Genomic DNA, 25,702 nt, shown 5'->3' with positions numbered 1-25,702 from the left:
ATGTTTTTTTGTGTCAGACTTAGATTTTTGATTAAAGACAATATAGGAAGAGTCTACCAAAAATGAACAAACAGGTAGAAATTTTCACCGATGGTTCTTGCCTCGGCAATCCTGGCCCTGGCGGATATGGCGTTTTACTCCGCTACCAACAGCAAGAAAAAACCTTGAGTGGCGGTTATTTTCGCACAACCAATAACCGTATGGAATTAATGGCAGCCATTATAGGATTGGAGGCTCTTAAACGTCCTTGTACCGTGATCTTGACGACGGACAGCCAGTATGTACGTCAAGGGATCACCCAATGGATCCATAACTGGAAAAAACGCGGCTGGAAAAAAGCGGATAAATCTCCCGTCGTCAATGTCGATCTCTGGCAGCGGCTCGATCAAGCTATCTCACGGCATGACATTGATTGGCGCTGGGTAAAAGGCCACGCTGGACATCGGGAGAATGAACAGTGTGATGAACTGGCTCGCACAGCCGCTAGTAACCCGACTCAAACGGATAATGGCTATATAGAAAGCGAAAATTAACCCGTCAATTAATAGCGTCGGTGAATATTTTTTGCTGCCCCCAACGCATTACTGAGTCTTGGTTTCATCAATGTTGCCCGCATGGGGTTCAATGTCAACGGTATTGTCCGTTTGCGGGCGATAATCACATTCAGACAACCAAATATTGACATACAGGAGTTATCAAAACGCTTTCCGTTTTGCCACGGTAAAACATGGAAGTTGGCGTGGTGGATAACTTCGTAATTAAGAAGACGCAGCCAATCCAATTGGCGCAGCATTGTAAACATTTGAGCTTTGCAAGATTGCCGACGATATACCGGAGCAATCATTTTCCTGAAACCTAATATACTCATTGGATTAAAACCACTGATAACCAACCAACCATCGTCTATCATGATCCTATCAACTTCTCTCAAAAGCCAGTGTGGATCAGTACTATAAGTCAACATATGCGCCAACAAACAGGCATCAACAGATTTAGTTGCAAAAGGGAGATAATTGGGATCAGTAATGACATCCATATTTTGCCCTTGTGATCCTATATTGACTTGATGGCTGACCAAACAGGAACGAGTATCAATTTCGGCACTTAAGTTACCAATTTTCACTAAATGAAAACCAAAGATTTTGGGCCACCATGGTTCCAATTGACGTTCCAGAGCGACACGGTAATATTCTCCCCATGGTAACTCAGCCCAAGAAGCAGGGAGGGTTATTTGCTTGATTAAACGTGCTGATCGCATGTCATCTTCCTTTCAACCTACTTATAAACCTACTATGAAAATGAGGCATATAATGGAGCTTATCAGGATACCGGCCCTTTCAGATAACTACATTTGGTTACTTTGTGATGAAAACAAGCATTGCGCTATTATCGATCCTGCTGAATCACAACCTGTGATTGATATTTTAGCAGCAAATCAACTTACTCCCGCTGCGATACTGCTGACGCACCACCATTATGATCATGTTGGCGGGGTTCCTGGACTACTTAAACAATATCCTGAGTTACCCGTATACGGCCCTGAAGAGACAAAAAACAAAGGAACAACTCATATTGTCTATGAAGATAACACGGTTGAAATAGGAAATTTTTCTTTCCGAGTCATCGCGCTGCCAGGACACACACTTGGCCACATTGCATTCTATCAGGCTCCCTATCTGTTTTGTGGAGATACTCTATTTTCTGGTGGTTGTGGGCGATTATTTGAAGGTACAGCTGAACAGATGTTTTCCTCTCTGGATAAAATTTCATCATTACCTGATGATACATTGATCTGCTGTGCTCACGAATACACGGCGGCAAATATGAAATTTGCAACAGCAGTATTACCCAATAATCAGATTATTCATGATTACTATCAAGAAATTCTTAAATTACGTAAAAATAACCAAGCAACAGTCCCAACAAATTTACAAACAGAGAAAAAAATTAATGTTTTCTTAAATTGCCACGATACTGATTTACAAAAAAATATCGGAATCAAATCTAATTCAATGTCACTTCCTTCTATTTTTCAGCAACTAAGGGCTTATAAAGATCGATTTTAACTTTATTGGGTTGTCTTCTACATAATAGGCCAGTATTATTGCTCGCCTTTTAGGCAAGCATCAGAAAAGAACATGAAGGCAAAAGTGATCTTGTTCAGCTCTGTTCTTCTTGCTGGGTGTCAATCGAGCCTACAGACAAAGGCTCCTTCCCAGCAACAAGCACAGAAGATGTTTTCAACGAACCAGAAAACGGACGGTATTGCAAAACCAGATGATACTGCAAACTGGAAGATAAGTCCGACAGCCCAACAAGATTTGTGGGGACATATTCGCGATGAGTTGAAAATGGAAGTTCCTGATAATAGCAGAGTGAACGAACAACAAAGTTACTACTTGAAACACAAGAGTCATATCCAAAACGTGATATCGCGTGCAGAACCATACATTTATTGGATAGTTGAGCAACTTGATAACCGACATATGCCAATGGAATTGGTATTGCTACCTGTAGTGGAGAGTGCTTTTGACCCCCATGCTACTTCCTACGCCAAAGCGGCAGGATTATGGCAGATTATCCCAAGTACCGGCCATCATTATGGCCTGAAACAAGATAAATGGTACGATGCTCGTCGTGACATTGCTGCATCAACAACCGTCGCTCTTGATATGCTTGAATCCCTCAACAGACGATTCAATGGTGATTGGCTTTTAACTATTGCCGCTTACAACAGTGGCGAAGGCAGGGTCATACGTGCAATCAAAGATAATAAAGCACAAGGAAAACCAACTGATTTTTGGTCGCTGTCACTACCACGGGAAACAATGCATTATGTTCCTAAGATATTGGCACTGAGTAATATCATTCACCATAATCAAAAATTTGGTTTCAAACTCCCTAAGCCTAACAACCAACATGCGCTGGCGAAGGTTGAAATAGGGCAACAAATAATGTTGTCACAAGCAGCTGAATTATCTGGGCTATCGTTGACATCAATCAGGGCATATAACCCAGGCTACAAACAAGGTATGACATCTCCTTATGGACCGCATTACATCATGCTACCAAAAAAGAATATCAACCAATTTAAGGCGTCCTTAGCAGATAAGGACATCTTGAACGACATCCGATTAGCAACTGAATACAATACACACAAATTACAGCAACGAAGCCACTATACCGTTCGTGCTGGAGACACATTGTCAACGATTGCAAAACGTTTCAAGACTACCCATCAAAAGTTGCAAAAACTAAATAGCTTAAAAACGGTAGATCGGCTCAAGATCGGTCAAGTGCTAAAAATCGATAACAATAGCCCGGTTACTTATCATGTGCGCAAAGGTGATTCATTCTTCAGTATCGCTAAACGTCATGGCGTGAATCTTAATGATTTGATTAGTTGGAATAAAAACTTAAAAATCAAAGAGATAAAACCTGGCATGGCGTTAACGCTTTATCTTAATTAACCCCAATTCCGTTTAAGCCATCATTGAAAAATCTTCTTCTGAGTAGAAGACTTCCAGTGATGGCTTATTCAATTTAAGGTAATAAGCAATCAATTAAAATACACAACAGAAAGCCTTTTATACTTCGGTGACGCGGATGCTCTATTTAAGACTAATCAACATCTTGAATATGTGACTCGAAATACTTTGGCTACCTTCTCCGCTTTCTTTTCCTCTATCGAATCATTACCATCCGATAGCGTCCGCCGTGCATCATTTTTCTTGGTTCTTGCTTCAGCAAGAGAGATTTCAGGATATACCCCAATCAATGCGAGTAATTTTTTTGCCTGCAATCCGATACGTTAACCTCCAATAGCGAAAGCCATTAGGATTAACCAATAGATATAATCCGCCACCATCTGCAAGTTTATAGGGTTTTTCTTTCGGCTTTGCAGTGTCCACCTGTCGGGCTGTTAGCTTCACTTGGGGGTATCTCACTTCATTGAACCTGAATGTACCCCTAAATGTGCCCCTATAAGATCGTAGATTTCAACATACCTGACTAGACTACAGGAGAACGGGAAAAGGCTAATACTGCGGATTTACTGGGGTTTTATAGACTTCGGAAGACGTTACGATATGAATGGATGGTACGCCCTACAGGATTCGAACCTGTGACCTACGGCTTAGAAGGCCGTTGCTCTATCCAGCTGAGCTAAGGGCGCATTAGGGGATATAGAATAAGGAACATTATTAATGCCTTAACGCAGCACCGGATTATACGGGCATAATGGAATGAGTCAATGCCCTTTTCGCTCATATGTTCATTTTATGGTTATTAATAAAACTGACAGGCGGTTCATGTTCTGACAAAATAGTCCCCATTCCTATACTTGATAGTGGAATCTTAAATACATGTCAGCAAAAATTATTGATGGGAAAACGATTGCGCAGACAATCAGAAACGAAGTTGCAGAAAAAGTCAGACAGCGCGTTGCCGCCGGAAAACGAGCACCAGGTCTTGCCGTCGTTTTAGTGGGAGAAAACCCAGCTTCTCAAATTTATGTCGCCAGCAAACGCCGCGCCTGTGAAGAGGTCGGGTTTATGTCCCGCTCTTATGACTTGCCTGATACTACCAGCGAGGCCGAATTACTCTCCCTGATAGATGACCTGAACGCCGATGCGCAAATCGATGGTATTTTGGTTCAACTCCCTTTACCTGCCGGCATTGATAATGTCAAAGTACTGGAACGCATTCATCCCGATAAGGATGTGGATGGTTTCCATCCTTATAATATCGGCCGTTTGTGCCAGCGCGCCCCTAAACTGCGCCCTTGTACTCCCCGTGGAATTGTAACTCTGCTTGAACGATGCAATATCAATACCTATGGGCTAAATGCCGTTATTATTGGCGCTTCTAATATCGTTGGGCGCCCTATGAGCCTTGAATTGCTGTTGGCAGGCTGTACAACTACTGTAACGCATCGCTTTACCAAAAACTTACGTCAGCATGTTGAACAAGCGGATTTACTCGTCGTTGCGGTTGGTAAACCCAACTTTATTCCTGGTGAGTGGATTAAGCCGGGCGCAATTGTGATTGATGTTGGTATCAATCGGCTGGAAAATGGCAAAGTCATTGGTGATGTTGATTTCGATAAGGCGTCCGAACGCGCAAGTTGGATCTCCCCCGTACCTGGCGGTGTCGGACCAATGACCGTTGCAACATTGATTCAAAATACCTTGCAAGCTTGCGAGGAATATCACGATGTGGATACAACTGAAGGTTATTGATGGAAATTTTTTATTTAGATGGTCACCCCTATGTCGAGTTATGTGATTTGCTGAAATTTCAAGGCTGGTGTGAAAGTGGTGCTGCGGCGAAAGCCGTGATTGCAGAAGGTTTGGTTCAGGTTGATAGCCAACTCGAAACGCGTAAACGCTGTAAAATTACTGCCGGTAAGGTTGTTGCCTTTAATGGCGAATCTGTTCGCGTTGAAGCATAACTCAATAGGTAAACATTACCACTAATACTTTTCAGAAAAACAGTACCTTAATATACAAGGTACTGTTTTTTTTATTTTATAAATAGAAATTAATTATTTTATATACCAATCGTCTTTCAAGATGCGTCTTATATCTCCCCGCTACGCGGGGAGATATAAACAGTTACATTGATTTGCAAGCTGCAACTTAAAATTCATTGGGTATATACGCATTAAACTTCAAGTTGCAATTTATAACACTATATGAAACTTGATGTTTTCCCGCAAAACGGGGAGGCATCACTCGCATCTTGAAGTTAGATTGGTATCAACCAGTACAAGGTGATATGTGAATATTAAATAATATGATGTCAATAATAACATCAATATTATTGGCAGATATTATTTTTTCTGGCTACGGATTTATCTGTTTTTATTCGAAAAATATGTGACATTGACGATATATTGATAAACAATCATATCAATTTTTTAATAAGTCGCTATACTGGGAAACTTATGTACAACTGAAACGGAGTTAATTATGTTAAGTAATAGAGCTGCAAGAAGGTTGTTAGGTTTGCCTTATAAATTAAGTAATTCTAAACGCAGAGTAAAAATTTCTCTTCTTAATCCTGCTTCCAGTGATAACACTCATCAAATACCAGAACATCTGAGCCATTCTTCTTTCGTTGCCATGAAACGAGATGCTGTTTCTGGAAAAGTCACGTATCACGCTGGAAATGCTTTCTATCCTAAGCACTTAAGCAGTCATCAATAAATTTGTCGGTTTTATTCCGCTCATTTATACAACCAGAACTACAACTAAAAAATCTCGCTAAGAAAGCGTAAAGACATTAAAAACTGAACCGCCCATCTAAGGGGCGGTTCTGGTGATCAAAAAAGCAAAAATCGATTATTTACGGCGCCATGTTGTTCCTTGTGGGCCATCTTCTAGCTCAATTCCCATTTCATTTAACTGATCGCGCGCCGCATCAGCCAATGACCATTCTTTGTTTTTACGGGCATCGTTACGCTGTTTGATTAATGCTTCAATTCGGGCAACATCGTCGTCCGCCTGTGCTCCGCCTTGCAAAAAGTGTTCTGGATCTTGTTCCAACAGACCAAGGATCCCTGCTAATTTACGTAACCTTGCCGCCAGACCATTAGCCGCAACCATGTCTTCGGTCTTCAAACGATTAAGCTCACGCGCCATATCAAACAAGACTGAATACGCTTCTGGTGTATTGAAATCATCGTTCATTGCTTCAACGAAACGGGCTTCAAATGCTTCCCCACCAGCAAGTTGGGCGAATTTATCGGTGCCACGCAGAGAAGTATACAAACGTTCAAGGGATGTGCGTGCCTGTTTTAGGTTCTCTTCCGTATAATTCAACTGGCTGCGATAGTGGCCGGACAACAAGAAATAACGCACGGTCTCAGCATCGTAATATTCCAGCACATCACGGATAGTAAAGAAGTTGTTCAATGACTTGGACATCTTCTCTTTATCCACCATGACCATGCCGGAATGCATCCAATAATTGACGTAAGGACCATCATGGGCACAAGTGGATTGGGCAATTTCATTTTCATGATGCGGGAACATTAAATCAGAACCGCCACCGTGGATATCAAAGTGGTGACCCAGCGTCTTGCCGTTCATGGCGGAACATTCGATATGCCAACCCGGACGTCCTGCTCCCCACGGAGATTCCCAGCTCGGCTCGCCTGGTTTGGACATTTTCCATAATACAAAATCCATCGGGTTACGTTTTACATCTGCCACTTCAACACGGGCACCCGCTTGTAATTGCTCCAAATCCTGGCGGGAGAGCAGGCCATAATGAGGATTGGTGTCGATGGAAAACATGACGTCACCATTAGCGGCAACATAAGCGTGCCCGCGCTTAATCAGCTCTTCCGTGATGGCAATGATCTCTGGGATATGCTGCGTTGCACGAGGCTCTAAATCCGGGCGCAAGATATTCAATGCATCAAAATCGCTGTGCATTTCTGCCAACATGCGTACGGTCAAATCGTCACAACTTTCATTATTTTCGATGGCGCGTTTAATAATTTTATCATCCACGTCAGTGACGTTACGAACATACGTCAGATTATATCCCAGATAACGCAGGTAACGAGCAATCACATCAAATGCCACAAATGTTCGGCCATGACCAATATGACACAAGTCATAAATGGTGATACCACACACGTACATGCCCACTTTTCCTTCGTGAATCGGCTTAAATTCTTCTTTTTGACGGCTGAGAGTGTTGAAAATTTTTAGCATCAGTGGGTTTCCGTAAAAATTAATGTACGTGTAATAAAATCAAATGAATTGGCTGATTATAGGCTTCTTTATCAGCAAGATAAATAAATGAGAATATAGAAAAGCCAGACGAGTATTTCACCTTGATATGCAATGCTTTGCAAGTGCCATAAACCGCCTTGTTCTGATACGTCTCAGAATACTGACTCAAAATCTGAGATATGATATAACAACGGTTGTTCCGAATCCCCTAAATACAGGGTCAATCAAAACTATTACTAGGATTTCTATTATGGTGACTTTCCACACCAACTTTGGCGATATCGTAATCAAAACCTTCGCTGATAAAGCACCTGTAACTGTTGAAAATTTCCTGAGTTACTGCTCTGAAGGTTTTTATGACAACACTATTTTTCACCGTGTTATCAATGGCTTCATGATTCAAGGCGGTGGCTTTGAACCAGGTATGAAGCAGAAAACAACGAAAGCTCCTGTCAAAAACGAAGCCAACAATGGCCTGAAAAACAGCCGTGGCACTATCGCTATGGCACGCACCAATGATCCGCACTCTGCAACTGCCCAGTTCTTCATTAACGTTGTCGATAACGATTTCCTGAACTTCCGTTCAGAGCGTCCAGATGGATGGGGTTACTGTGTATTTGCCGAAGTTGTTGAAGGCATGGACGTGGTTGATAAAATTAAAGGTGTTTCCACCGGTCGCAGCGGTATGCACCAAGATGTACCACATGAAGATGTGATCATTGAACGTGTCACTGTTGGCGAATAATTACTGTTAGACGCTACATGAGTACACTGTTTATTGCAGATTTGCATCTCAGTGAACAAGAGCCGGCAATTACTGCCGGTTTTCTGCGTTTTTTACGTGAAGATGCAATCCACGCTGAAAGTCTTTATATTCTCGGTGATTTTTTTGATTACTGGATTGGTGATGATGATCCCAACCCATTGCATACCAAAATCGCCCAGGCCCTTAATGAACTGAAACAACAAGGTATTCCCTGTTATTTCATGCATGGCAATCGTGATTTCTTGCTCGGCTCCCGTTTTGCCAGAGAGAGCGGTTTGATTCTGCTTCCACAGGAAGAAGTGCTGGAGTTGCATGGTAAACGTATTCTGATTTTGCATGGCGATACGCTATGCACCGATGATATCAACTATCAGCAATATCGTAAGCGGGTACATACTCCGTGGATACAACGGCTATTCCTGTTTCTCCCTTTATTTATCCGTTTAAAAATTGCAGCCAAAATGCGAGCAGGTAGCCACTATGCCAACAGCCAAAAATCCGCGTCTATTATGGATGTCAACCAAGAGGCTGTTATTGAGCATTTTAATAAATATCAAACAGATTGGATCATTCACGGGCATACTCATCGCCCAGCAATACACGATATTCAGATTGGCGATAAGACCGTGCATCGCGGTGTATTAGGGGCCTGGCATGAGCAAGGTTCGATGTTCAAAGTTACAGAAACGGCTATTGAATTGATATCCTTCTCTTTCTAAGCGCCTTGCTTATTTTGTAAAAATCGATAAATCAAACGACGCAAACGTTTTCCTCATGCTATTGGCATGATATGATCCGCCATCTGAAATTTCATCTTTGTTCTGGTAGACACCCAATACAGGAGCATCCGATTTATGACGTCCAGCTCTGATCCCACACTAGCTATTACTCCTACAATGACTTTTCCAACAGAAATAGAATCCCAAAACCACGCCAAAGTCGCCATTGTCATGGGTTCTAAAAGTGACTGGGCAACCATGCAACATGCAGCCGATATCCTGACCGATCTCGCCATTCCTTTTCATGTTGAAATTGTTTCGGCACACCGAACGCCAGATAAACTTTTTCGTTTCGCAGAACAAGCGAAAGAAAACGGTTTTGATGTCATTATCGCGGGCGCAGGTGGGGCCGCACATCTACCAGGAATGTTGGCAGCCAAAACTTTAGTGCCTGTGTTTGGGGTTCCTGTACAAAGCGCTGCGCTTAGCGGTGTTGATAGCCTGTATTCTATCGTCCAAATGCCAAAGGGCATTCCTGTTGGTACACTGGCTATCGGCAAGGCTGGAGCCGCAAATGCCGCATTACTGGCTGCGCAAGTGCTGGCGTTGCATGACAGTGCACTGTTTCAACGTTTATCAGATTGGCGCAGTGAGCAAACCCAGGCTGTTCTGGATAATCCAGATCCACGGGAGGATGCATGAAGCCCGTTTGTGTATTGGGAAATGGTCAGTTAGGCAGAATGCTGCGTCAAGCCGGTGAACCGTTGGGGATCGCTGTTTATCCTGTCGGGTTGGATGCCGAACCAGAGACAGTGCCTTACCAAAGCAGTGTGATCACCGCAGAAATTGAACGTTGGCCCGAAACCGCATTAACCCGCGAACTGGCTCATCATCAGGCTTTTATCAATCGTGAGATTTTTCCGCAACTGGCGGATCGTTTGCCACAAAAACAGCTCATGGATACGTTGGGTCTGGCAACCGCACCGTGGCAACTGCTTTCCTCTCCCGAACAATGGCCACAACTATTTGCAGAGTTAGGCGATTTTATTATTGTCAAGCGACGGAGTGGGGGCTATGACGGGCGTGGTCAGTGGCGCATCCGGCCAGGTGATGAAACAACGCTTCCACCTGAAATTTACGGTGAATGTATTGTAGAACAGGGTATTCCGTTTTCGGGAGAAGTCTCGCTGGTGGGAGCCCGTAATGCCAAAGGTGAATCAGTCTTCTATACTCTGACTCACAATTTGCATCAGGAAGGTATCTTACGTACCAGTGTTGCTTTACCTGATAATAGTGCCGATAAGCCATTTCAACAGCAAGCAGAGCAGATGCTATCCAGCATCATGAATCACCTGAATTATGTTGGTGTTATGGCGATGGAGTGTTTTATTATTGGTGATAATTTGCTGATCAATGAATTGGCTCCACGGGTTCATAATAGCGGCCACTGGACGCAAAACGGCGCTTCTATCAGCCAGTTTGAACTTCACCTGCGGGCGATCTTGAATCTTCCTATGCCACAACCAGAAATCTTTGCACCATCCGTCATGATCAATCTGATCGGCACAGAGGTGAATCCCGCATGGCTGAATTTGCCACTAGTTCGTTTACATTGGTATGAAAAAGATGTTCGTCCTGCACGTAAGGTAGGTCACTTAAATGTTATCCATGCAGATAAAGGGACATTGGAAACAACGTTGCAAACATTAGCCTCGCTATTGCCAGCAGAATATCAAAGCAGTCTTAAATGGGCACAAGATAAATTAAGTTAATCGGTTATTTTAGGAAGTGGTAACGATTAACATAAACTACCACTTCCCATTCCAGCCCGGTCAGCGATTATCGCATTCTTGATAGCGTTCGGGACAGTGTATCCACGATAGTTCTTGTCGTTTGATCTATTTCATAATTAAGGAAATCACCGACCTTAATCTTACTGAGATTGGTCATTCTTAATGTTTCCGGGATCAGGTTTAAAGCAATTGTCTTATTTTCTTCATCAATGCCATTAATGGTTAAACTACAACCATGTAATCCAATAAAACCTTTCAGGAAAAAATAGTTAATATTGTCTTGAGGTATCCGAATAACTAACCGATAAGTTTCACCAGTCGCAGTAAACTCTACCACTTCTGCTATACCTTCTATATGCCCATAAAGATTATGTCCGCCATTTTCTTTATGCATCTGATGTGAGCGTTCAATGTTGACTTCATCTCCCATGGAAAGCAACTTTAATGTGGTGGTATCGGCAGTAAAGTCAGAAATATCAAAAGAAACGCTATCGCCACTAAATTGGGTAACAGTCAGGCATGTACCATCAATCGCAACACTGGCCCCGACTGTAACATCATCAAAAAAATGATTATTATTGCTAATAATCAGTGTGCTAAACCCATTATTTTTATTGAGCGATAATACCCTTTCTTTTCCTTGTACAATACCTGTATACATAATTACCCTCTTCTACTTTATATCAAATCATTTCAATCTTAATACTTTTATCATAATTTAATTATTTTATTTAAAAGCAATTAAATAATTGTGATGAATATCGGCATATTAATATACCAATCTAACTTCAATATGCGTGTGATTTCTCCCCGCTTAGCGGGGAGAAATCAGGTTTCATTTAATGTTATAAATTGCAACTTAAAATTGCATTCGTATATATTCAATAACATCTTAGGTAAATTAAAAAAATATATCTATTTTATAAGGAAAAATTATTTACCTTCCCATTTATATGAAAAATAGCTTCAATTTGTTTTCGTTCTCGAGAGAAATTTTTTTGACAAAATTACCCTGTTAAGAGGATGCTATTATCCATCGCCAAGTCATAAATGTGAAAGGAGAAATCACTTGCGATTTACCAACAACTTGAAAGACCTTATGATTAGGATGGCTTTATCTCCGATCTTATTGTTATTTGTTGTCAGTTACGCCCACGCAAACAACTTTGTCAATTTTCAATCAATTGATACCAGCCTTTACTTCCAATTTGAGAATAAAGTTGCCCCTCAAAAAACCCTTTCCCCAATTGTGGAAGCGTTTGGTGATTACAAAATTGGCGATATGTATGTTTACAGTATTTGGCAAAATTCGCTGCAACACGATTACCAAGGCGACAAAAGTACCTATTACTATAAGTTTGTACCAAGGCTTAGTGCCAGCAAAATCACAGGGTATGACCTCTCCTGTGGCCCATTAAAAGATGTCCTGTTTGCCCAATGGATAGCCAAAACCAAAAACGTAAGATACGACTATTTCCCTGGTATCAGCTTTGATTGGCAAGTCGGCGGATTCAATTGGTTGCGCACTATCTTTTATTTTGAAAATAATGCTAAGGGAAACTGGAACGATCAGCGTATCCATATTGATTACGGTATTCCTTTCAGGAATCAATTGGGCGATTTCCGCATTGTAGGCACTTTCGATTATACACTGGGATTAGGTGATAACCCTGAAATGATCGATTTCAAACCCGAATTGCATTATGACTTAGGCAAAAAATTAGGCTATCAAACCGGCCATCTGTGGACTGGGGTTGTCGTGAATCCCGTCAAAAATAAGTACAAAATAAAAGATACGCCTGGCTTTCATACCAATCAATTTAGCTATGGTGTGTTTATTCGATACAGCTTTTTCTAATAAACACATAAAATAGTGCCGCTTTTAATCGTTTATATCCTTGATGGAGTCACAATGTCCATTCAACATGACAAATTCGGGCGTACTTATCAGTGGTTTTTGCTGATACTTTTAGGCATGGTCTATTTTCTATCCACAGCAACAACCTTTACGTCATTAGGTGTTGTCCTGCCGAGTATGATTAATGAACTGGGCTGGAGTTGGACAAATGCGGGGTTAGGGTTCACACTGCTCGGCCTGACTTGCGGGCTATCCAGTTTTCTGCCAACGATATTTATTCGTAAAATTGGTGTTCGTTTTACCCTGTTTACCGGCCTGCTGATTTTTCTGGCGGGTTTCTATAGCCTTTATCACACATACGCTATTTCATCCTATTTTATCGGTACGGCTTTAATGGGTATCGGTTTTACTTTTCTGGCGACAGTACCGGGCACTTATGTGATTTCACGGCTATATGAGAAACAATCCCTTGCGTTTGGTTTCTACTTCACAATCGGTGGACTAGGTGGGGTAATTGGCCCGTGGATCTACTTTCTGGCAACTCGTATTTGGGGAACATGGCGAATGCATTGGATGATTTCCGCGATTATCCTCTCCATTTTCGTCATCCTGACGATTATTATTCTTCAGGAAGGTAAACGGGAAATCGCCCACGCCAAGGCAATAAACCAGAAACATAACAATCAGGATACACCCAGCATTTATCGCACTAAGCAACGCTGGACTGCACATCAAGCACTGCGGACGTGGCAGTTCTATGTGATTGCTGCCACTTATACCGCATTTTTGTGGTGTGGCATTACCGTCAACAGTTTTGCAGTTGCTCATATCATCGAAAATGGTTTCAGCGAAGCTATCGCCGCAGGGTTACTGAGCACGATGGCTTTTATCAATGCCTTTTCCCGCTTAGCCGGTGGTGCTGTTGGAGAGTGGGTAGAACCGAAAAAGTTACTGATTATCAGCCTGTCTATTATTATACTTGGCTTGATTGCACTAAGTATCGCCTCGTCATGGCCATTCTTGATTGCATTCACACTGTGTGTCGGAATGGGATATGGCATGACTTTCCTTGCATCCAGTGTATTGCTGGCTAACTATTTTGGCCGCAAGCCTTATCTGGAACTGTTTTCTATCATGAACCTGATATCCACCCTGGCTTGTCTGGCGCCTTTTTTCGCCGGTGCCATCAAAGATTATTCAGGCAGTTTTACCTCTGCATTCCTGATTATTGCTATTCCCGTATTTGTTGTTCTTGTCGTAACATTAATGATGAAACCACCTGCTCATAAAATGAGAAAACCCGCGGTTGAAAACACCCAATTTACTCAATAAGGTAAATATGAACTGAAATAACGTAGAAACAAGGAAATAGCGATGTCAAAGAAAGAGTTCGGTGTATTTCTACCCATCGCCAAAGGTGGGTGGATCATATCCAAAAACACACCACTACTGGATGCGTCTTATAAACAGAACCGAGAGGCTGCTATTTTGGCCGACCAGATTGGCCTTGATTTCATTATGTCCATGGGAAAATGGCGCGGGTTTGGTGGTGAAACCGATCATTGGGGCTGCTCGCTTGAATCCGTCACCATGATGGCGGGCATTGCCGAAGTAACCCACCGCGCAAAATTAATCGCAACGGTTCATGCCGGGCTGCATAATCCGGCGGTTACAGCCAAAATGATCGCCACGCTGGATCATATTAGTCAGGGACGTGCGGGGCTGAATATTGTTTCCGGTTCATTCCAAGATGAATTTGAACAAATGGGTGCATGGGATGATAGTTTGAACCATGACCAGCGTTACGCCATGACTGAAGAGTGGACTCAGGTGATCAAACGACTTTGGCGTGAGAAACAAGTCAATCATGAAGGCACTTATTTTCATTTAAGACAGTGCGTTTCTGAACCCAAACCCCTTTCCCTTCCTTACCCTTATCTCGTTTGTGCCGGCCAATCCGAACAAGGACTGCGTTTCAGTGTACGTCACACCGATGTTTGTTTTATCGGTGGCAAAGATGAGACTGAAACGCGCAATATCAGTTTAACCGCAAAGCGTATCGCTGCTGAATACAACACAACCGCTAAGACATTCTGCATGTGTACCGTCATTTGCGCTGAAACAGATGCCTATGCTGAAACCCTCGCCCAGTTCTATCGCCAAGGCTTGGATGTGGAAGCGGTCAAAAATATGATGCATAGTTTTGGCGTCGATACGGATGGGAAATGCAATGCGATGATAGAACGCTCCCAAAACGCCTTTATGACTCATACTGCCATCGGTACACCAGATACCTGCTACAAGCAAATAACAAATTTAATGCGTACTTGTGAGTTGGATGGCGTTATGTTGATTTTCCCCGATTACATAAAAGGATTAAAGATTTTTGGCGATCAGATCCTGCCCAAGTTAAGAGAAGAATTTGCCTGATAATATCTGGTCAAATGACCGCTGATATACACATTAAACTTTAAGTTGCAATTTATAACATTAAATGAAACCTGATGTCTCCCCCGCAAAGCGGGGAGACATCGCACGGATCTTGAAGTTAGATTGGTATAAACCTCGTTGGTTTAAACGAGGTTTATCAAAGAGATGAAAATTATTCCGGCAAGCGCCGATATTGCCCTGGCCTCCGTAATAACCTGACGCCCAACCAGCCACCACATAGTGAAAGCAATAAGCTACTGATAATGGGAAGCAGAAACCACATTTGCCATTGTGGTTGCCACGGAAAATCAAAGACCTGAGTCTGTAACAACCAAAGTGCAATTTCTGCACCCAATGCCGCGGCCAAACCAGCCATAAAACCAAGCAGGGCAAATTCACTCCACAATGTACAACGCAAAAGTTTTTTGCTTGCCCCTAATGTGCGATATACCACCAGTTCAAGTTGTCGCTGGCTCATGCCGACCTGAATTTGTGCCAATAACAGCAAGCCACCACAAATCATCACCAAAACGACCATCACTTCTAATGCCTTGCTAACTTGCTGCAAAATGCCTTGTGCTTGTTTGATTATCGAACCAATATCCAACATGCTGATGGTTGGGAAATGACGGTTAATTTCCGTTAGTAGCTTTCCATCACCGTCATAATGAAAGCTGGTTAACCACATTCTGGGCTGATTTTCCAACGTCTCTTTGGCGAAAATAAAAATGAAATTCGGATTTATGCTCTCCCAATCCACTTTGCGAATGCTGCTTACCGTAGTATGAAATGTTCGAGTATCTCCGGTGAATGTGAGCCTGTCTCCAAGGTTGATTTTCAACCGCTCAGCGACGCCTTGTTCTATCGAAACTTCATTCGGTTTCGGCGGCCATGTTCCCGCAATCACGGTATTAAAAGGCGGCAATTCCGCTTTCCATGTTAAGTTCAGTTCACGACGTACCGTAGTACTATTAGGGTGTTTTTCATTTGCCCATTCCAGCGCAGATTGTCCATTCACTTCCGTCAAACGTGCCAATACTACGGGATAAAAATCAGTAGGCTCTACCTGGTATTTAGCCAATAAGTCATTAACTTGAGCAGTTTGTGGTTGGGTCATGTTAAGCAAGAAATAATTAGGGCTATCCGGCGGTAATTGCTGTTGCCATTGGTTCAATAAATCTCCCCTTGCCATAATCAGCAAAGCCAACAACATGAATGACAGGGAAAATGCCGCCAATTGGGTCATGGTCTGAAATGGCCGACACAGTAACCGATTGACTGCCAGACGCAGGCTTAACTGACGGAACGTCACACGGCGCAATAGCCATAATCCTCCCCATCCCAATAATGCCAGGAACAACGCGACAACCGGTACTCCCGCTAACAGCGACCATAATAACGGTTGAGTACCTGCCAGTAATACTAATCCTCCCGTTATGATGAATGCCACCGCAGGCAAATAATAACGCAAGGGCCAAATGGATGCTGTTACGTCACTTCTCAATACCCGTGAAGGCTGGGTAGCCATAAGTTGGCGATAAGGGCGAACACCCACTAATATGGCAATCCCAAACAGCGCAGCAACCGCCCATACCCACGGCCATATTCCCGCAGCCGGTAACATCTTAGGTAACATTCCAGCCAAAATTCGAATCAGTGCAGATTCAAAAGCCAAACCTAGAATGGAGCCTACCACTATGGCGGCCAGTAATATCACTAGCCATTGCCCAATGATCCATTGACGCAACGCCCAACGCCCTGCCCCTAATGTCTTCAAAATGGCAATCAGGTTATGTCGGCTACGGCAATAATGCGCCATAGAAACCGCCATCGCCGCGACGGCAAGGAGTAATGTCAACAAAGCTGACAGCAGTAAAAATTGCTGGGCACGCTCAATAGATTGTGCCATGACACCATTATCCTGTTTCAAGGTCAGCCAGCGTTGATCGGCTTTTAGTTGTGGCTCCACGAATTGCTGGAATGATTGGATGGCGGCAGGAGAGCCTGCAAACATATAACGGTAAGTCAAGCGACTGCCGGGTTGAATCGCTCCGGTTGCCTGGGCATCATCAATATTGATTAAAATTCGGGGAGAAATCTGGAAAGGATTGAAACCGCTGTCAGGCTCTTGCAACAGTTCCCCACGGATCTTCAACGTGGTATCCCCCACGTCAATATTATCCCCAACCTTGACACCTAATAATGTCAACAATCGTGGTGCCACCAACACAGAACCTTTTTCCGGCTTTAACCCATGCGGATTGGTTTCCAGTTCGCCATACAGCGGATAACGCGCATCTGCCGCTTTCACCTGAGCCAGTTGCGGAATATCTCCTGCATATGTCATGGTCGAAAATGAGATTTGGCGACTTAATACCAACCCCTGTTCTTGCGCCTTTTGCAACCAGGTTTCATCAACGGGATACGAAGCCCTTAAGACAATATCACCCGCCAGAAAATCACGGCTTTGATAATGCACACTTTGATCAATACGATCACTAATACGCCCTAATGCCAGTACACAGGCCACCGCTAAGGTCAGGGATAACCAAACAATCAAGAGAGAGGGTGTACGCCATTCACGCCAAAACCAGCGCCAGATCATGCTTCCTCCCGCAATTTGCCATCTACCAGACGTAAACGACGCTGGCAACGCGCCGCCAATTGGTTATCATGCGTGACTAAAATCAATGTGGTGGCGTAATCATGATTAAGGGAAAACAGCAAATCAGCGATGCGATCTCCTGTTTGGCGATCAAGGTTACCTGTTGGTTCATCAGCAAACAGAATTTTAGGACGAGTACAGAATGCCCGCGCCAAAGCCACCCGCTGTTGTTCTCCCCCCGAAAGCTGGGCTGGCATGTGTTTCAGGCGTTTTCCTAACCCTAATAATTCGAGTAGCTCAATGGCTTGTTCACGGCTTTGGTTTTCCGATTCACCACGCAATAGTGCCGGAAGCTGGACATTCTCCAATGCATTCAATGTGGGGATCAACATAAACGACTGAAAAACAAAACCTACATTTTCTGCCCTTAACTGCGCACGCTGCTCTTCATTCATGCGACTGATATTTTGCCCCAATAGATGAACTTCCCCTCCACTGCCATCATCTAATCCGGCAATAATGCCCAGAAGCGTTGATTTGCCTGATCCTGATTCACCAATTAATGCAATTGTCTGTGCTGGCTCGACAACCAACTCAATACCTTGCAATATATTAATTACCTGTTCCCCTTGACCGACATGTTTAGTGAGATGATGAACTTCAAGAATACTTTCTACAGCCATGTATTTTTCCTTTTATTGTTGGTGCTATGCAGTGCCAGAGCAGTGGCGGCAGATACCCTGCTTATATTAGGCGATAGCCTCAGTGCCGGATATCGTTTGCCAGTTGAGCAGTCATGGCCTGCCCTGATGGCAAAACAGTGGCAACAAGCCGGCAAAAAAACAGTCATTGTTAACGGCAGTATTAGTGGCAATACTGTAGCGCAAGGGCTTGAACGTTTGCCTGAGTTATTGAAACAGCACAATCCAAAATGGGTTTTGATCGAGCTTGGTGCTAATGATGGACTGCGTGGTTTTCCCATTCAAAACATAGAACAAGATTTGCAACAGGGCATCAATCTGATTAAACAAGCCGATGCGCAACCACTGTTAATGCAAATCCAAATTTCACCCAATTATGGAAAGCGATATACCGAATCTTTCGCCAAAATTTATCCTGTGCTTGCTAAACGTAACCAAATTCCTTTGCTGCCATTTTTCATGGAGCACGTTGCTATCAAACCAGAATGGATGCAAGATGACGGGTTGCACCCCAATCAAGCCGCACAACCCTTTATTGCTGATTGGATGTCCAACATATTGTCGGCATATATCAACTATCCTTAAGTAAAAAATATTTCTTAATAGTAAATCATTTATTTCCATAAATTGATGCAGATGGACAGGTAAAGTTATGCAAAAAGCCATTTTTATTACTGGGTGTTCTAGCGGGATCGGGTTAGTCGCGGCCAAAACCCTCCACCAACGTGGTTACCGCATACTCGCAGCTTGCCGCAAGCTCTCTGATTTGGCACATATGCGTGAGTTGGGGTTCGATCCCATCGAATTGGATTTAGATGATAAAGAAAGCGTAGAGCGCGCAGCCAGGAAAGTTATCGAATTAACCAACGGGCGTCTATTCGGACTATTCAATAATGGGGGATTTGGTGTCTACGGTCCATTGGAAAGTATCTCCCGCGAACAAATGGAAAAACAGTTTTCTACCAATTTCTTTGGCACCCATCAACTGACGTGCCTGCTACTGCCAGCGATACGCGCTTATGGCGCCGGGCGGATTGTCCAAACCAGCTCTGTGATGGGATTGATCTCGACGCCAGGCCGTGGGGCGTATGCTGCCAGTAAATATGCCCTTGAAGCCTGGTCAGATGCCTTACGTGGCGAATTGGCAAAAACAGACATTAAAGTCAGCCTGATAGAGCCTGGTCCAATCCATACCCGTTTTACGAAGAATGTTAATCAAACGCAGCAGGATCACCCGGTTGAAAATCCAGGTCTTGCTCGTCGTTTTACGTTAATGCCTGAAGATGTCGTTTCTAGGCTCATTCATGCGCTGGAAAGTCCCAACCCGAAATTACGCTATTCGGTTACGTTATTGACCCATACAGTAAAAGTGATGCGGCGTCTACTTCCTGAGCGATGGATCGATAGGATCTTACGCTGGCAAAGTAAATAGACATTGAAAAACGGACAAACAAGTCTTATTTATTCATGTAATCACCTTACAACGACTCAGAGAAAAATCCCATGGAACCAACCGCAAATACAAACAACAATACTGCCTCTATCATTAATATTGATGAATCGAATATTGCCCAGGTTGTGCAGCACTCTCTCACCCAGCTTGTCGTATTCTACTTCTGGTCCCCACAAGACCTACATTGCCATGAGTTAGAAACCACGCTTGATAAAATAGCCCATGAATATGCCGGGCTATTTACCCTGGCTAAAGTCAATTGTGACCAACTTTCTCATATCGCTGCACAATTTGGTGTGCGTAGCTTACCTACTGTACTGTTTGTAAAAGAAGCTCGCCCTGTTCAGGGTTTTGAGGGGATACAGACAGATGAAGCCATCAGAAAAATTTTTGCCACTCTCCTACCCCAAATGGAAAAATCACCATTAGAGCAAGTTAACGAGCTACTTGTAGAAGGTAAAAATCAGGAAGCATTGCCTTTACTAAAAGAAATCCTTCAAGAAAATCCACAAGATACAGAGATTACCCTATTGCTAGCCCAAGTGAATCTTTCACTCAATCATCTTGAAGAGGCCCAAAAAATACTGGATACCGTTCCATCAGAAGCACAAGATGAATACTATCATGAGTTACTTGAATACCTTAAGTCACAGCAAGAGGCGGCGGATTCGCCGGAGATTCGACAACTACAACAAACGTTGGTAACTCAACCAGAGAATGCAGAATTAGCCGTACAACTGGCTGCCAAATTACACGAAGTTGGCCGTAATGCAGAAGCCCTGGAATTGCTATTTAGTTTTCTGAAAAGGGATCTTTCCGCTGCCGAAGGTGCAGTGAAAAAGACGATGATGGATATTCTCTCTACACTGGGTACTGGAGATGCTCTGGCATCTAAATACCGTCGTCATGTATACTCTTTACTCTACTAAGTAGAGAAGATTTATATATTCCATAATTAACTTTAATAAGGGAATTGTTATGGATTTACTCTCTTTTGGTGCTGTCCCGATTTTAATCGTTATTGCGATTGCTATCGTCTTTACCTGTGTCAAGACCGTTCCACAAGGCTATCAATGGACTGTTGAGCGCTTTGGACGTTACACTCGTACATTAACACCAGGCCTGCACATTATCACGCCATTTGTTGATCGTATCGGTCGTAAAATCAATATGATGGAACAGGTTCTGGATATTCCATCGCAGGAGGTCATTTCTCGCGATAATGCCAATGTCACCATTGATGCCGTCTGCTTCATCCAGGTTGTCGATCCTGTACGTGCTGCCTATGAAGTCAGCAATCTGGAACTGTCCATCATCAACCTGACCATGACCAACTTCCGTACCGTGCTAGGCTCCATGGAGCTGGATGAAATGCTGTCCCAACGCGATTCCATCAACAGCCGATTGCTGGCAATCGTCGATGAAGCGACTAACCCGTGGGGCGTCAAGATCACCCGGATTGAGATCCGTGATGTGCGTCCACCAAAAGAGTTGATCTCCGCCATGAACGCCCAAATGAAAGCCGAGCGTACCAAACGTGCAGATATTCTTGAGGCAGAAGGTATTCGTCAGGCCGCCATTTTGAAAGCGGAAGGAGAAAAACAGTCGCAAATTTTGAAAGCAGAAGGTGAGCGCCAATCAGCCTTCCTTCAGGCTGAAGCCCGTGAACGTGCCGCCGAAGCAGAAGCGCGGGCAACCAAAATGGTTTCTGACGCTATTGCAAATGGTGATATGCAGGCAATTAACTACTTCGTTGCCCAAAAATATACCGATGCCCTCACCAACATCGGTGCCTCAAATAACAGCAAAGTGATTATGATGCCACTGGAAGCCAGCAATTTAATGGGAGCCATTGGTGGTATTGCTGAATTAATTTCCGAAAGCAAGAAAAGCAAGCAAGATAATAAATAGCCATACAGGGTAAATTGTTATGATTGAACAGATCGCCGCTCAGCCAGCCTGGTTCTGGCTCTGTTTTGGTGGCCTGCTTCTGATTGCAGAATTGCTGGGAACAGGAGGATATCTGTTGTGGACAGGAACCGCAGCCATCGTTGTTGCCCTGCTCACATGGATTTTCCCTACTATGGGCTGGGAATTGCAAGGTACTCTGTTTGCTGTCTTAACCTTGCTTTCTGCTATTGCATGGCGTAGCTGGCTACGCCATCGCCCACGCCTGACTAGTGATAAGGCGCTCAATCAGAAAAACCACCAGCTGATTGGAATGCGTACCCGTTTAATCACGGATACCGAAAACGGTTTTGGGCGAGTCAAACTGGCCGATGGCAGTTGGCGCGTTCATTGTAACCAAGCGCTTCCAGCCAATACCGAAGTTGAGGTTATCGCCGTTGACGGGATCACATTAAAGGTGAAGCCAGTTTCCCATCAACCATGATGCTTACAGCAACCAGATAAATGCTCAATGATGGGACAATCAGCCCCATCATCTCCTGGGCATTCAGCCACCAATACCAGCAATTTTTCCTTTATCTTTTGCAATTCCAACATCGTTTTTTCTATTTCCGCCACTTTTTGCAGGGTTGCCATTTTTACATCAGCACTGTGACGGTGAGGATTGCGAAATAATCGCAGCAATTCGCGACACTCCTCCAACGTAAATCCGACTTCTTTTGCCTGACGCAAAAGCATCAGTTCGTCAATATGCCTTTTTTGGTAATGACGATAGCCATTATCTCCCCGCGCTGGTGCGGTAATGAGATCTTTTTCTTCATAAAACCGAATCGCTTTGCTGGTTAAACCGGTCTTACGGGCAATTTCACTGATATTCATTATTTCCCCTTGACCTTCCCCTTGCAGGAAGGTTTAGCCTTAATGATAAGTATATCACTCTGTATCAGGAGATATTGTTATGTCCACAACCACCATTCTCGCACTTCAAGGCCTGACTTGTATGCATTGTGTCGGCAGGGTTAAAAAAGCGCTGGAAAGAATACCTGGCGTTGAGCTGACAGATGTGAACCTCAATTATGCCAAAGTTATCAGTAATGTTTCACCTGATGAATTGATTGCGGCCATTGTTGCCGAAGATTATCAAGCCTCTGTAGCCACCCAACCCGATGTTGTATTACGCCTGTCAGGTTTAAGCTGCATGAAATGTGCAAATAAAACACAAAAGGCATTGGACGCGGTAGAAGGTGTTATCGCCACAGAAGTTGATACCCAAACTGCAAAAATCTATGGTAAAGCAGAGAACAGCGCCTTAATCTATGCAATCGAACAAGCCGGATATCACGCTGAATTAGCAACGGAAGCCGAGTACCCAAAAACTAAGCCGCTGGCAATACATGTTCCACAGACTCCGGAGTCTTTGGCAGCGGCAATATCTTCGACTCCGGTAAAAACCGTTTCTGTTGAGCACAGCAACAAAAATGATGTGAATGGTAATGACAGTATTCAGCTCCTGCTGGATGGCATGAGCTGTGCAAGCTGTGTCAGTAAGGTACAAAAAGCCCTGCAATCCGTTGATGGCGTGGAACATGCCAGAGTCAATCTCGCGGAAAGAAGCGCATTGGTCACAGGCCACGCCTCACCAAATGCCTTAGTGGAAGCCGTCATCAAGGCCGGTTATGGTGCGGAAATCATTCAGGATGAAACAGAACGCCGTGAGCGTCAGCAACAAGTAGCACAGGCCAATATGCGCCGCTTTCGCTGGCAATCGGCTCTTGCGTTAGTGGTTGGGTTGCCTGTCATGGTGTGGGGTATGATAGGCGACAATATGATACTCACACCAGCAAACCACACCATTTGGCTGACTATTGGTTTGGTGACACTGGCTGTAATGATATTTGCAGGCGGGCATTTTTATCGTAATGCGTGGCAAAGTCTAAAAAATGGCAGTGCGACAATGGATACCCTCGTAGCTCTGGGTACTGGTGTCGCATGGCTCTATTCAATAAGCGTCAATTTATGGACAGAAATTTTCCCCCTCCAAGCCCGCCATCTTTATTATGAAGCCAGTGCCATGATTATTGGTTTGGTCAATCTCGGCCATGCCTTAGAACAACGTGCCCGCCAACGCTCTTCCAAGGCTCTTGAGCGATTATTGGATCTCACGCCACCAACCGCGCGGCTAGTTACCTCTGAAGGTGAAAAAACAGTGCCACTGGCTGATGTCATGCCCAATATGGTACTGCGCCTGACAACAGGAGATCGTGTTCCGGTTGATGGTGAAATTACTCAAGGTACAGTTTGGCTGGATGAAGCCATGCTGACAGGTGAACCTATTCCTCAGCAGAAAACAACTGGCGATACCGTCCATGCCGGCACTGTAGTCCAGGATGGTACGGTATTGTTTAAAGCCAATGCCGTTGGCAGCCAAACAACCTTGGCACGTATTATTAAACTTGTTCGTCAGGCACAAAGCAGCAAACCTGAAATCGGCCAATTGGCCGATAAAATATCTTCAATATTCGTGCCTGTTGTCGTTGCTATCGCCCTGATTGCGGGCGCGATTTGGTATTTTGTTGGCCCTGCCCCACAAATCATGTACGCACTGGTCATCATGACAACCGTCTTGATTATCGCCTGTCCTTGCGCACTTGGGCTGGCAACTCCCATGTCCATCATCTCAGGGGTAGGACGGGCAGCCGAACTAGGTGTATTGGTGCGTGATGCTGATGCCCTGCAACATGCCAGTCAACTGGATACGATTGTCTTTGACAAAACAGGAACCTTAACTGAAGGTATGCCACAAGTCACAGAGATCCACACCTTTAATGGTTTCACCGAAGAGCAAGTATTACTGTGGGCTGGTGCATTAGAAAATGGCTCTAATCACCCCTTGGCAAAAGCTATTTTATTGCAGGTTGAAGGGCAAAAATTACCCGAAGTACAAACATTCCGAACCCTCGCAGGACTGGGTGTTAAGGGAGAAATTGGAGAGGCTACGCTATTATTAGGTAACCAAAAATTACTTGAGCAGCATCAGATTGAAACAGCAGAATTAAAGCCATTTATTGCGGCACAGGCAGAAAGAGGCATTACTCCCGTTATTTTGTCGGCCAATGGGAAAATCGCAGCCCTGTTTTCTATCCGTGATCCCTTGCGCCAGGATACCGTTTCTGCCCTGCAACGCTTACACCACCAAGGCTATCGTTTGGTTATGTTAACCGGAGATAATCCCATCACAGCGAATGCTATCGCCCAAGAAGCAGGTATTGACCAGGTGATTGCCGGTGTTTTGCCTGATGGCAAAGCCGCAGCCATTCAGTCACTTCAATCAGAAGGCAGAAAAGTGGCGATGGTCGGCGATGGCATAAACGACGCCCCTGCATTGGCGCAAGCGGATGTCGGCATCGCAATGGGAGGCGGTAGCGATATCGCCATAGAAACCGCAACAATTACCCTGATGCGCCATAGCTTGCATGGGGTTGCTGATGCAGTTGAATTATCCCGCGGTACATTGCGTAATATGAAACAAAACCTATTTGGTGCATTTGTCTATAATACTTTAGGCATTCCAATTGCGGCCGGCATTTTATACCCATTTACGGGCACTTTATTAAATCCTGTCGTTGCAGGTGCGGCCATGGCATTGTCTTCTATTACTGTTGTCAGTAACGCCAATCGCTTATTACGCTTCAAACCTAAGTCCTGACCTAATTTATTTTTT

Annotated in this window: 24 protein-coding genes, 1 tRNA gene and 3 pseudogenes; 19 read left to right on the top strand and 9 right to left on the bottom strand. The window is 44.0% G+C overall.

The window, feature by feature from the left end; all coding sequences use genetic code 11:
• Positions 1 to 533: pseudogene (gene rnhA, locus AAC853_RS01540) on the top strand (ribonuclease HI).
• 8 nt (positions 534 to 541) lie between these two features.
• On the opposite strand, the gene AAC853_RS01535 reads toward rnhA, so the two are convergent.
• Positions 542 to 1,258, bottom strand: coding sequence for a class I SAM-dependent methyltransferase (locus tag AAC853_RS01535; RefSeq protein ID WP_338883167.1), 717 nt, complete (start codon positions 1,256 to 1,258; stop codon positions 542 to 544).
• Positions 1,259 to 1,310: 52 nt separating this feature from the next.
• Here AAC853_RS01535 and gloB point away from each other — a divergent pair, with 52 nt between their 5' ends.
• A complete protein-coding gene (gene gloB, locus AAC853_RS01530) occupies positions 1,311 to 2,066 on the top strand; it encodes a hydroxyacylglutathione hydrolase (RefSeq protein ID WP_338883169.1) in 756 nt (251 codons plus the stop codon).
• Between the two features lie 72 nt (positions 2,067 to 2,138).
• A complete protein-coding gene (gene mltD, locus AAC853_RS01525; protein WP_338883170.1) occupies positions 2,139 to 3,470 on the top strand; it encodes a murein transglycosylase D in 1,332 nt (443 codons plus the stop codon).
• 12 nt (positions 3,471 to 3,482) lie between these two features.
• Here mltD and AAC853_RS17735 read toward each other — a convergent pair.
• The 3 genes and pseudogenes from AAC853_RS17735 to AAC853_RS01515 form a co-directional block, all read right to left on the bottom strand.
• A pseudogene (locus tag AAC853_RS17735) lies at positions 3,483 to 3,615 on the bottom strand (IS982 family transposase); the annotation flags it as partial.
• 40 nt (positions 3,616 to 3,655) lie between these two features.
• Positions 3,656 to 3,932: pseudogene (locus tag AAC853_RS01520) on the bottom strand (Arm DNA-binding domain-containing protein); the annotation flags it as partial.
• A 165-nt stretch (positions 3,933 to 4,097) separates the two neighbouring features.
• Positions 4,098 to 4,174 (bottom strand) — tRNA-Arg (locus AAC853_RS01515).
• Positions 4,175 to 4,364: 190 nt separating this feature from the next.
• On the opposite strand from AAC853_RS01515, the gene folD reads away from it, so the two are divergent.
• The 3 genes from folD to sra all read left to right on the top strand — a co-directional run bounded on the left by folD (position 4,365) and on the right by sra (position 6,209).
• The gene (gene folD, locus AAC853_RS01510; protein WP_189759615.1) at positions 4,365 to 5,240 is read left to right on the top strand and encodes a bifunctional methylenetetrahydrofolate dehydrogenase/methenyltetrahydrofolate cyclohydrolase FolD; all 876 of its coding nucleotides are present in this window, start codon (positions 4,365 to 4,367) and stop codon (positions 5,238 to 5,240) included.
• Positions 5,240 to 5,452 (top strand): ribosome-associated protein YbcJ, encoded by a 213-nt coding sequence (ybcJ, locus tag AAC853_RS01505; protein WP_273558785.1) that lies wholly within the window; start codon positions 5,240 to 5,242, stop codon positions 5,450 to 5,452. Before folD ends, ybcJ begins: the two co-directional genes overlap by 1 nt.
• 520 nt (positions 5,453 to 5,972) lie before the next feature.
• Positions 5,973 to 6,209 (top strand): stationary-phase-induced ribosome-associated protein, encoded by a 237-nt coding sequence (sra, locus tag AAC853_RS01500; RefSeq protein ID WP_338883179.1) that lies wholly within the window; start codon positions 5,973 to 5,975, stop codon positions 6,207 to 6,209.
• Positions 6,210 to 6,344: 135 nt separating this feature from the next.
• Here sra and cysS read toward each other — a convergent pair whose 3' ends face one another.
• Positions 6,345 to 7,727 (bottom strand): cysteine--tRNA ligase, encoded by a 1,383-nt coding sequence (cysS, locus tag AAC853_RS01495; RefSeq protein ID WP_340613477.1) that lies wholly within the window; start codon positions 7,725 to 7,727, stop codon positions 6,345 to 6,347.
• A 271-nt stretch (positions 7,728 to 7,998) separates the two neighbouring features.
• On the opposite strand from cysS, the gene ppiB reads away from it, so the two are divergent.
• The 4 genes from ppiB (at position 7,999) to purK (ending at position 11,005) form a co-directional block, all read left to right on the top strand.
• On the top strand, positions 7,999 to 8,493 hold the full coding sequence (ppiB, locus tag AAC853_RS01490; protein ID WP_074019340.1) for a peptidylprolyl isomerase B: 495 nt from the start codon (positions 7,999 to 8,001) through the stop codon (positions 8,491 to 8,493).
• 17 nt (positions 8,494 to 8,510) lie between these two features.
• Positions 8,511 to 9,233 carry a UDP-2,3-diacylglucosamine diphosphatase gene (lpxH, locus tag AAC853_RS01485; RefSeq protein ID WP_189759619.1) on the top strand — a complete coding sequence of 241 codons (723 nt, stop codon included), beginning with the start codon at positions 8,511 to 8,513 and terminating at the stop codon, positions 9,231 to 9,233.
• 177 nt (positions 9,234 to 9,410) lie between these two features.
• Positions 9,411 to 9,935 (top strand): 5-(carboxyamino)imidazole ribonucleotide mutase, encoded by a 525-nt coding sequence (gene purE / locus AAC853_RS01480; protein WP_223281696.1) that lies wholly within the window; start codon positions 9,411 to 9,413, stop codon positions 9,933 to 9,935.
• Positions 9,932 to 11,005: a 5-(carboxyamino)imidazole ribonucleotide synthase gene (purK, locus tag AAC853_RS01475; RefSeq protein WP_340613476.1), complete on the top strand. Its 1,074-nt coding sequence runs from the start codon at positions 9,932 to 9,934 to the stop codon at positions 11,003 to 11,005. The genes purE and purK overlap by 4 nt, the downstream gene beginning before the upstream one ends.
• 67 nt (positions 11,006 to 11,072) lie before the next feature.
• Here purK and AAC853_RS01470 read toward each other — a convergent pair whose 3' ends face one another.
• Positions 11,073 to 11,687, bottom strand: coding sequence for a riboflavin synthase subunit alpha (locus AAC853_RS01470; RefSeq protein WP_340613475.1), 615 nt, complete (start codon positions 11,685 to 11,687; stop codon positions 11,073 to 11,075).
• A gap of 408 nt (positions 11,688 to 12,095) precedes the next feature.
• Between AAC853_RS01470 and AAC853_RS01465 the strand changes: the two genes are divergently transcribed.
• From AAC853_RS01465 to AAC853_RS01455, 3 genes are read left to right on the top strand one after another with little or no spacing between them, the layout of a single operon-like run.
• On the top strand, positions 12,096 to 12,884 hold the full coding sequence (locus tag AAC853_RS01465; protein WP_338883184.1) for an outer membrane protein OmpK: 789 nt from the start codon (positions 12,096 to 12,098) through the stop codon (positions 12,882 to 12,884).
• A 54-nt stretch (positions 12,885 to 12,938) separates the two neighbouring features.
• Positions 12,939 to 14,216, top strand: a complete 1,278-nt coding sequence (locus tag AAC853_RS01460; protein ID WP_340613474.1) for an MFS transporter — start codon at positions 12,939 to 12,941, stop codon at positions 14,214 to 14,216.
• A 42-nt stretch (positions 14,217 to 14,258) separates the two neighbouring features.
• Entirely contained in the window at positions 14,259 to 15,314 is a 1,056-nt protein-coding gene (locus tag AAC853_RS01455) for an LLM class flavin-dependent oxidoreductase (RefSeq protein ID WP_338883187.1), read from the top strand.
• Between the two features lie 172 nt (positions 15,315 to 15,486).
• On the opposite strand, the gene ybbP is transcribed toward AAC853_RS01455, so the two are convergent.
• The gene (gene ybbP / locus AAC853_RS01450) at positions 15,487 to 17,919 is read right to left on the bottom strand and encodes a putative ABC transporter permease subunit YbbP (RefSeq protein ID WP_340613473.1); all 2,433 of its coding nucleotides are present in this window, start codon (positions 17,917 to 17,919) and stop codon (positions 15,487 to 15,489) included.
• Entirely contained in the window at positions 17,916 to 18,602 is a 687-nt protein-coding gene (gene ybbA, locus AAC853_RS01445) for a putative ABC transporter ATP-binding protein YbbA (protein ID WP_189759625.1), read from the bottom strand. The genes ybbP and ybbA overlap by 4 nt, the downstream gene beginning before the upstream one ends.
• Here ybbA and tesA point away from each other — a divergent pair.
• The 5 genes from tesA to AAC853_RS01420 all read left to right on the top strand — a co-directional run bounded on the left by tesA (position 18,573) and on the right by AAC853_RS01420 (position 22,465).
• On the top strand, positions 18,573 to 19,205 hold the full coding sequence (gene tesA / locus AAC853_RS01440; protein ID WP_338885611.1) for a multifunctional acyl-CoA thioesterase I/protease I/lysophospholipase L1: 633 nt from the start codon (positions 18,573 to 18,575) through the stop codon (positions 19,203 to 19,205). The two genes, ybbA and tesA, sit on opposite strands and share 30 nt — an antisense overlap.
• 67 nt (positions 19,206 to 19,272) lie before the next feature.
• The gene (locus AAC853_RS01435; protein WP_340613472.1) at positions 19,273 to 20,052 is read left to right on the top strand and encodes an SDR family oxidoreductase; all 780 of its coding nucleotides are present in this window, start codon (positions 19,273 to 19,275) and stop codon (positions 20,050 to 20,052) included.
• 71 nt (positions 20,053 to 20,123) lie between these two features.
• On the top strand, positions 20,124 to 21,002 hold the full coding sequence (locus AAC853_RS01430) for a co-chaperone YbbN (protein ID WP_340613471.1): 879 nt from the start codon (positions 20,124 to 20,126) through the stop codon (positions 21,000 to 21,002).
• A gap of 49 nt (positions 21,003 to 21,051) precedes the next feature.
• A complete protein-coding gene (locus AAC853_RS01425; RefSeq protein WP_338883192.1) occupies positions 21,052 to 21,984 on the top strand; it encodes an SPFH domain-containing protein in 933 nt (310 codons plus the stop codon).
• A 19-nt stretch (positions 21,985 to 22,003) separates the two neighbouring features.
• Complete coding sequence (locus tag AAC853_RS01420) at positions 22,004 to 22,465, top strand: NfeD family protein (protein WP_340613470.1); 462 nt, start codon at positions 22,004 to 22,006, stop codon at positions 22,463 to 22,465.
• Here AAC853_RS01420 and cueR read toward each other — a convergent pair.
• Positions 22,456 to 22,860 (bottom strand): Cu(I)-responsive transcriptional regulator, encoded by a 405-nt coding sequence (gene cueR, locus AAC853_RS01415; RefSeq protein ID WP_338883194.1) that lies wholly within the window; start codon positions 22,858 to 22,860, stop codon positions 22,456 to 22,458. The genes AAC853_RS01420 and cueR overlap by 10 nt on opposite strands.
• A gap of 79 nt (positions 22,861 to 22,939) precedes the next feature.
• Between cueR and copA the strand changes: the two genes are divergently transcribed.
• On the top strand, positions 22,940 to 25,687 hold the full coding sequence (gene copA / locus AAC853_RS01410) for a copper-exporting P-type ATPase CopA (protein WP_340613469.1): 2,748 nt from the start codon (positions 22,940 to 22,942) through the stop codon (positions 25,685 to 25,687).
• The last annotated feature ends 15 nt before the right edge of the window (positions 25,688 to 25,702 follow it).

It is taken from the genome of Xenorhabdus thailandensis (genome assembly GCF_037996785.1).
Taxonomy (GTDB): domain Bacteria; phylum Pseudomonadota; class Gammaproteobacteria; order Enterobacterales; family Enterobacteriaceae; genus Xenorhabdus; species Xenorhabdus griffiniae.
The sequence above is the reverse complement of the archived record's forward strand: the minus strand, read 5'-3'. Positions and strand labels throughout refer to the sequence as shown.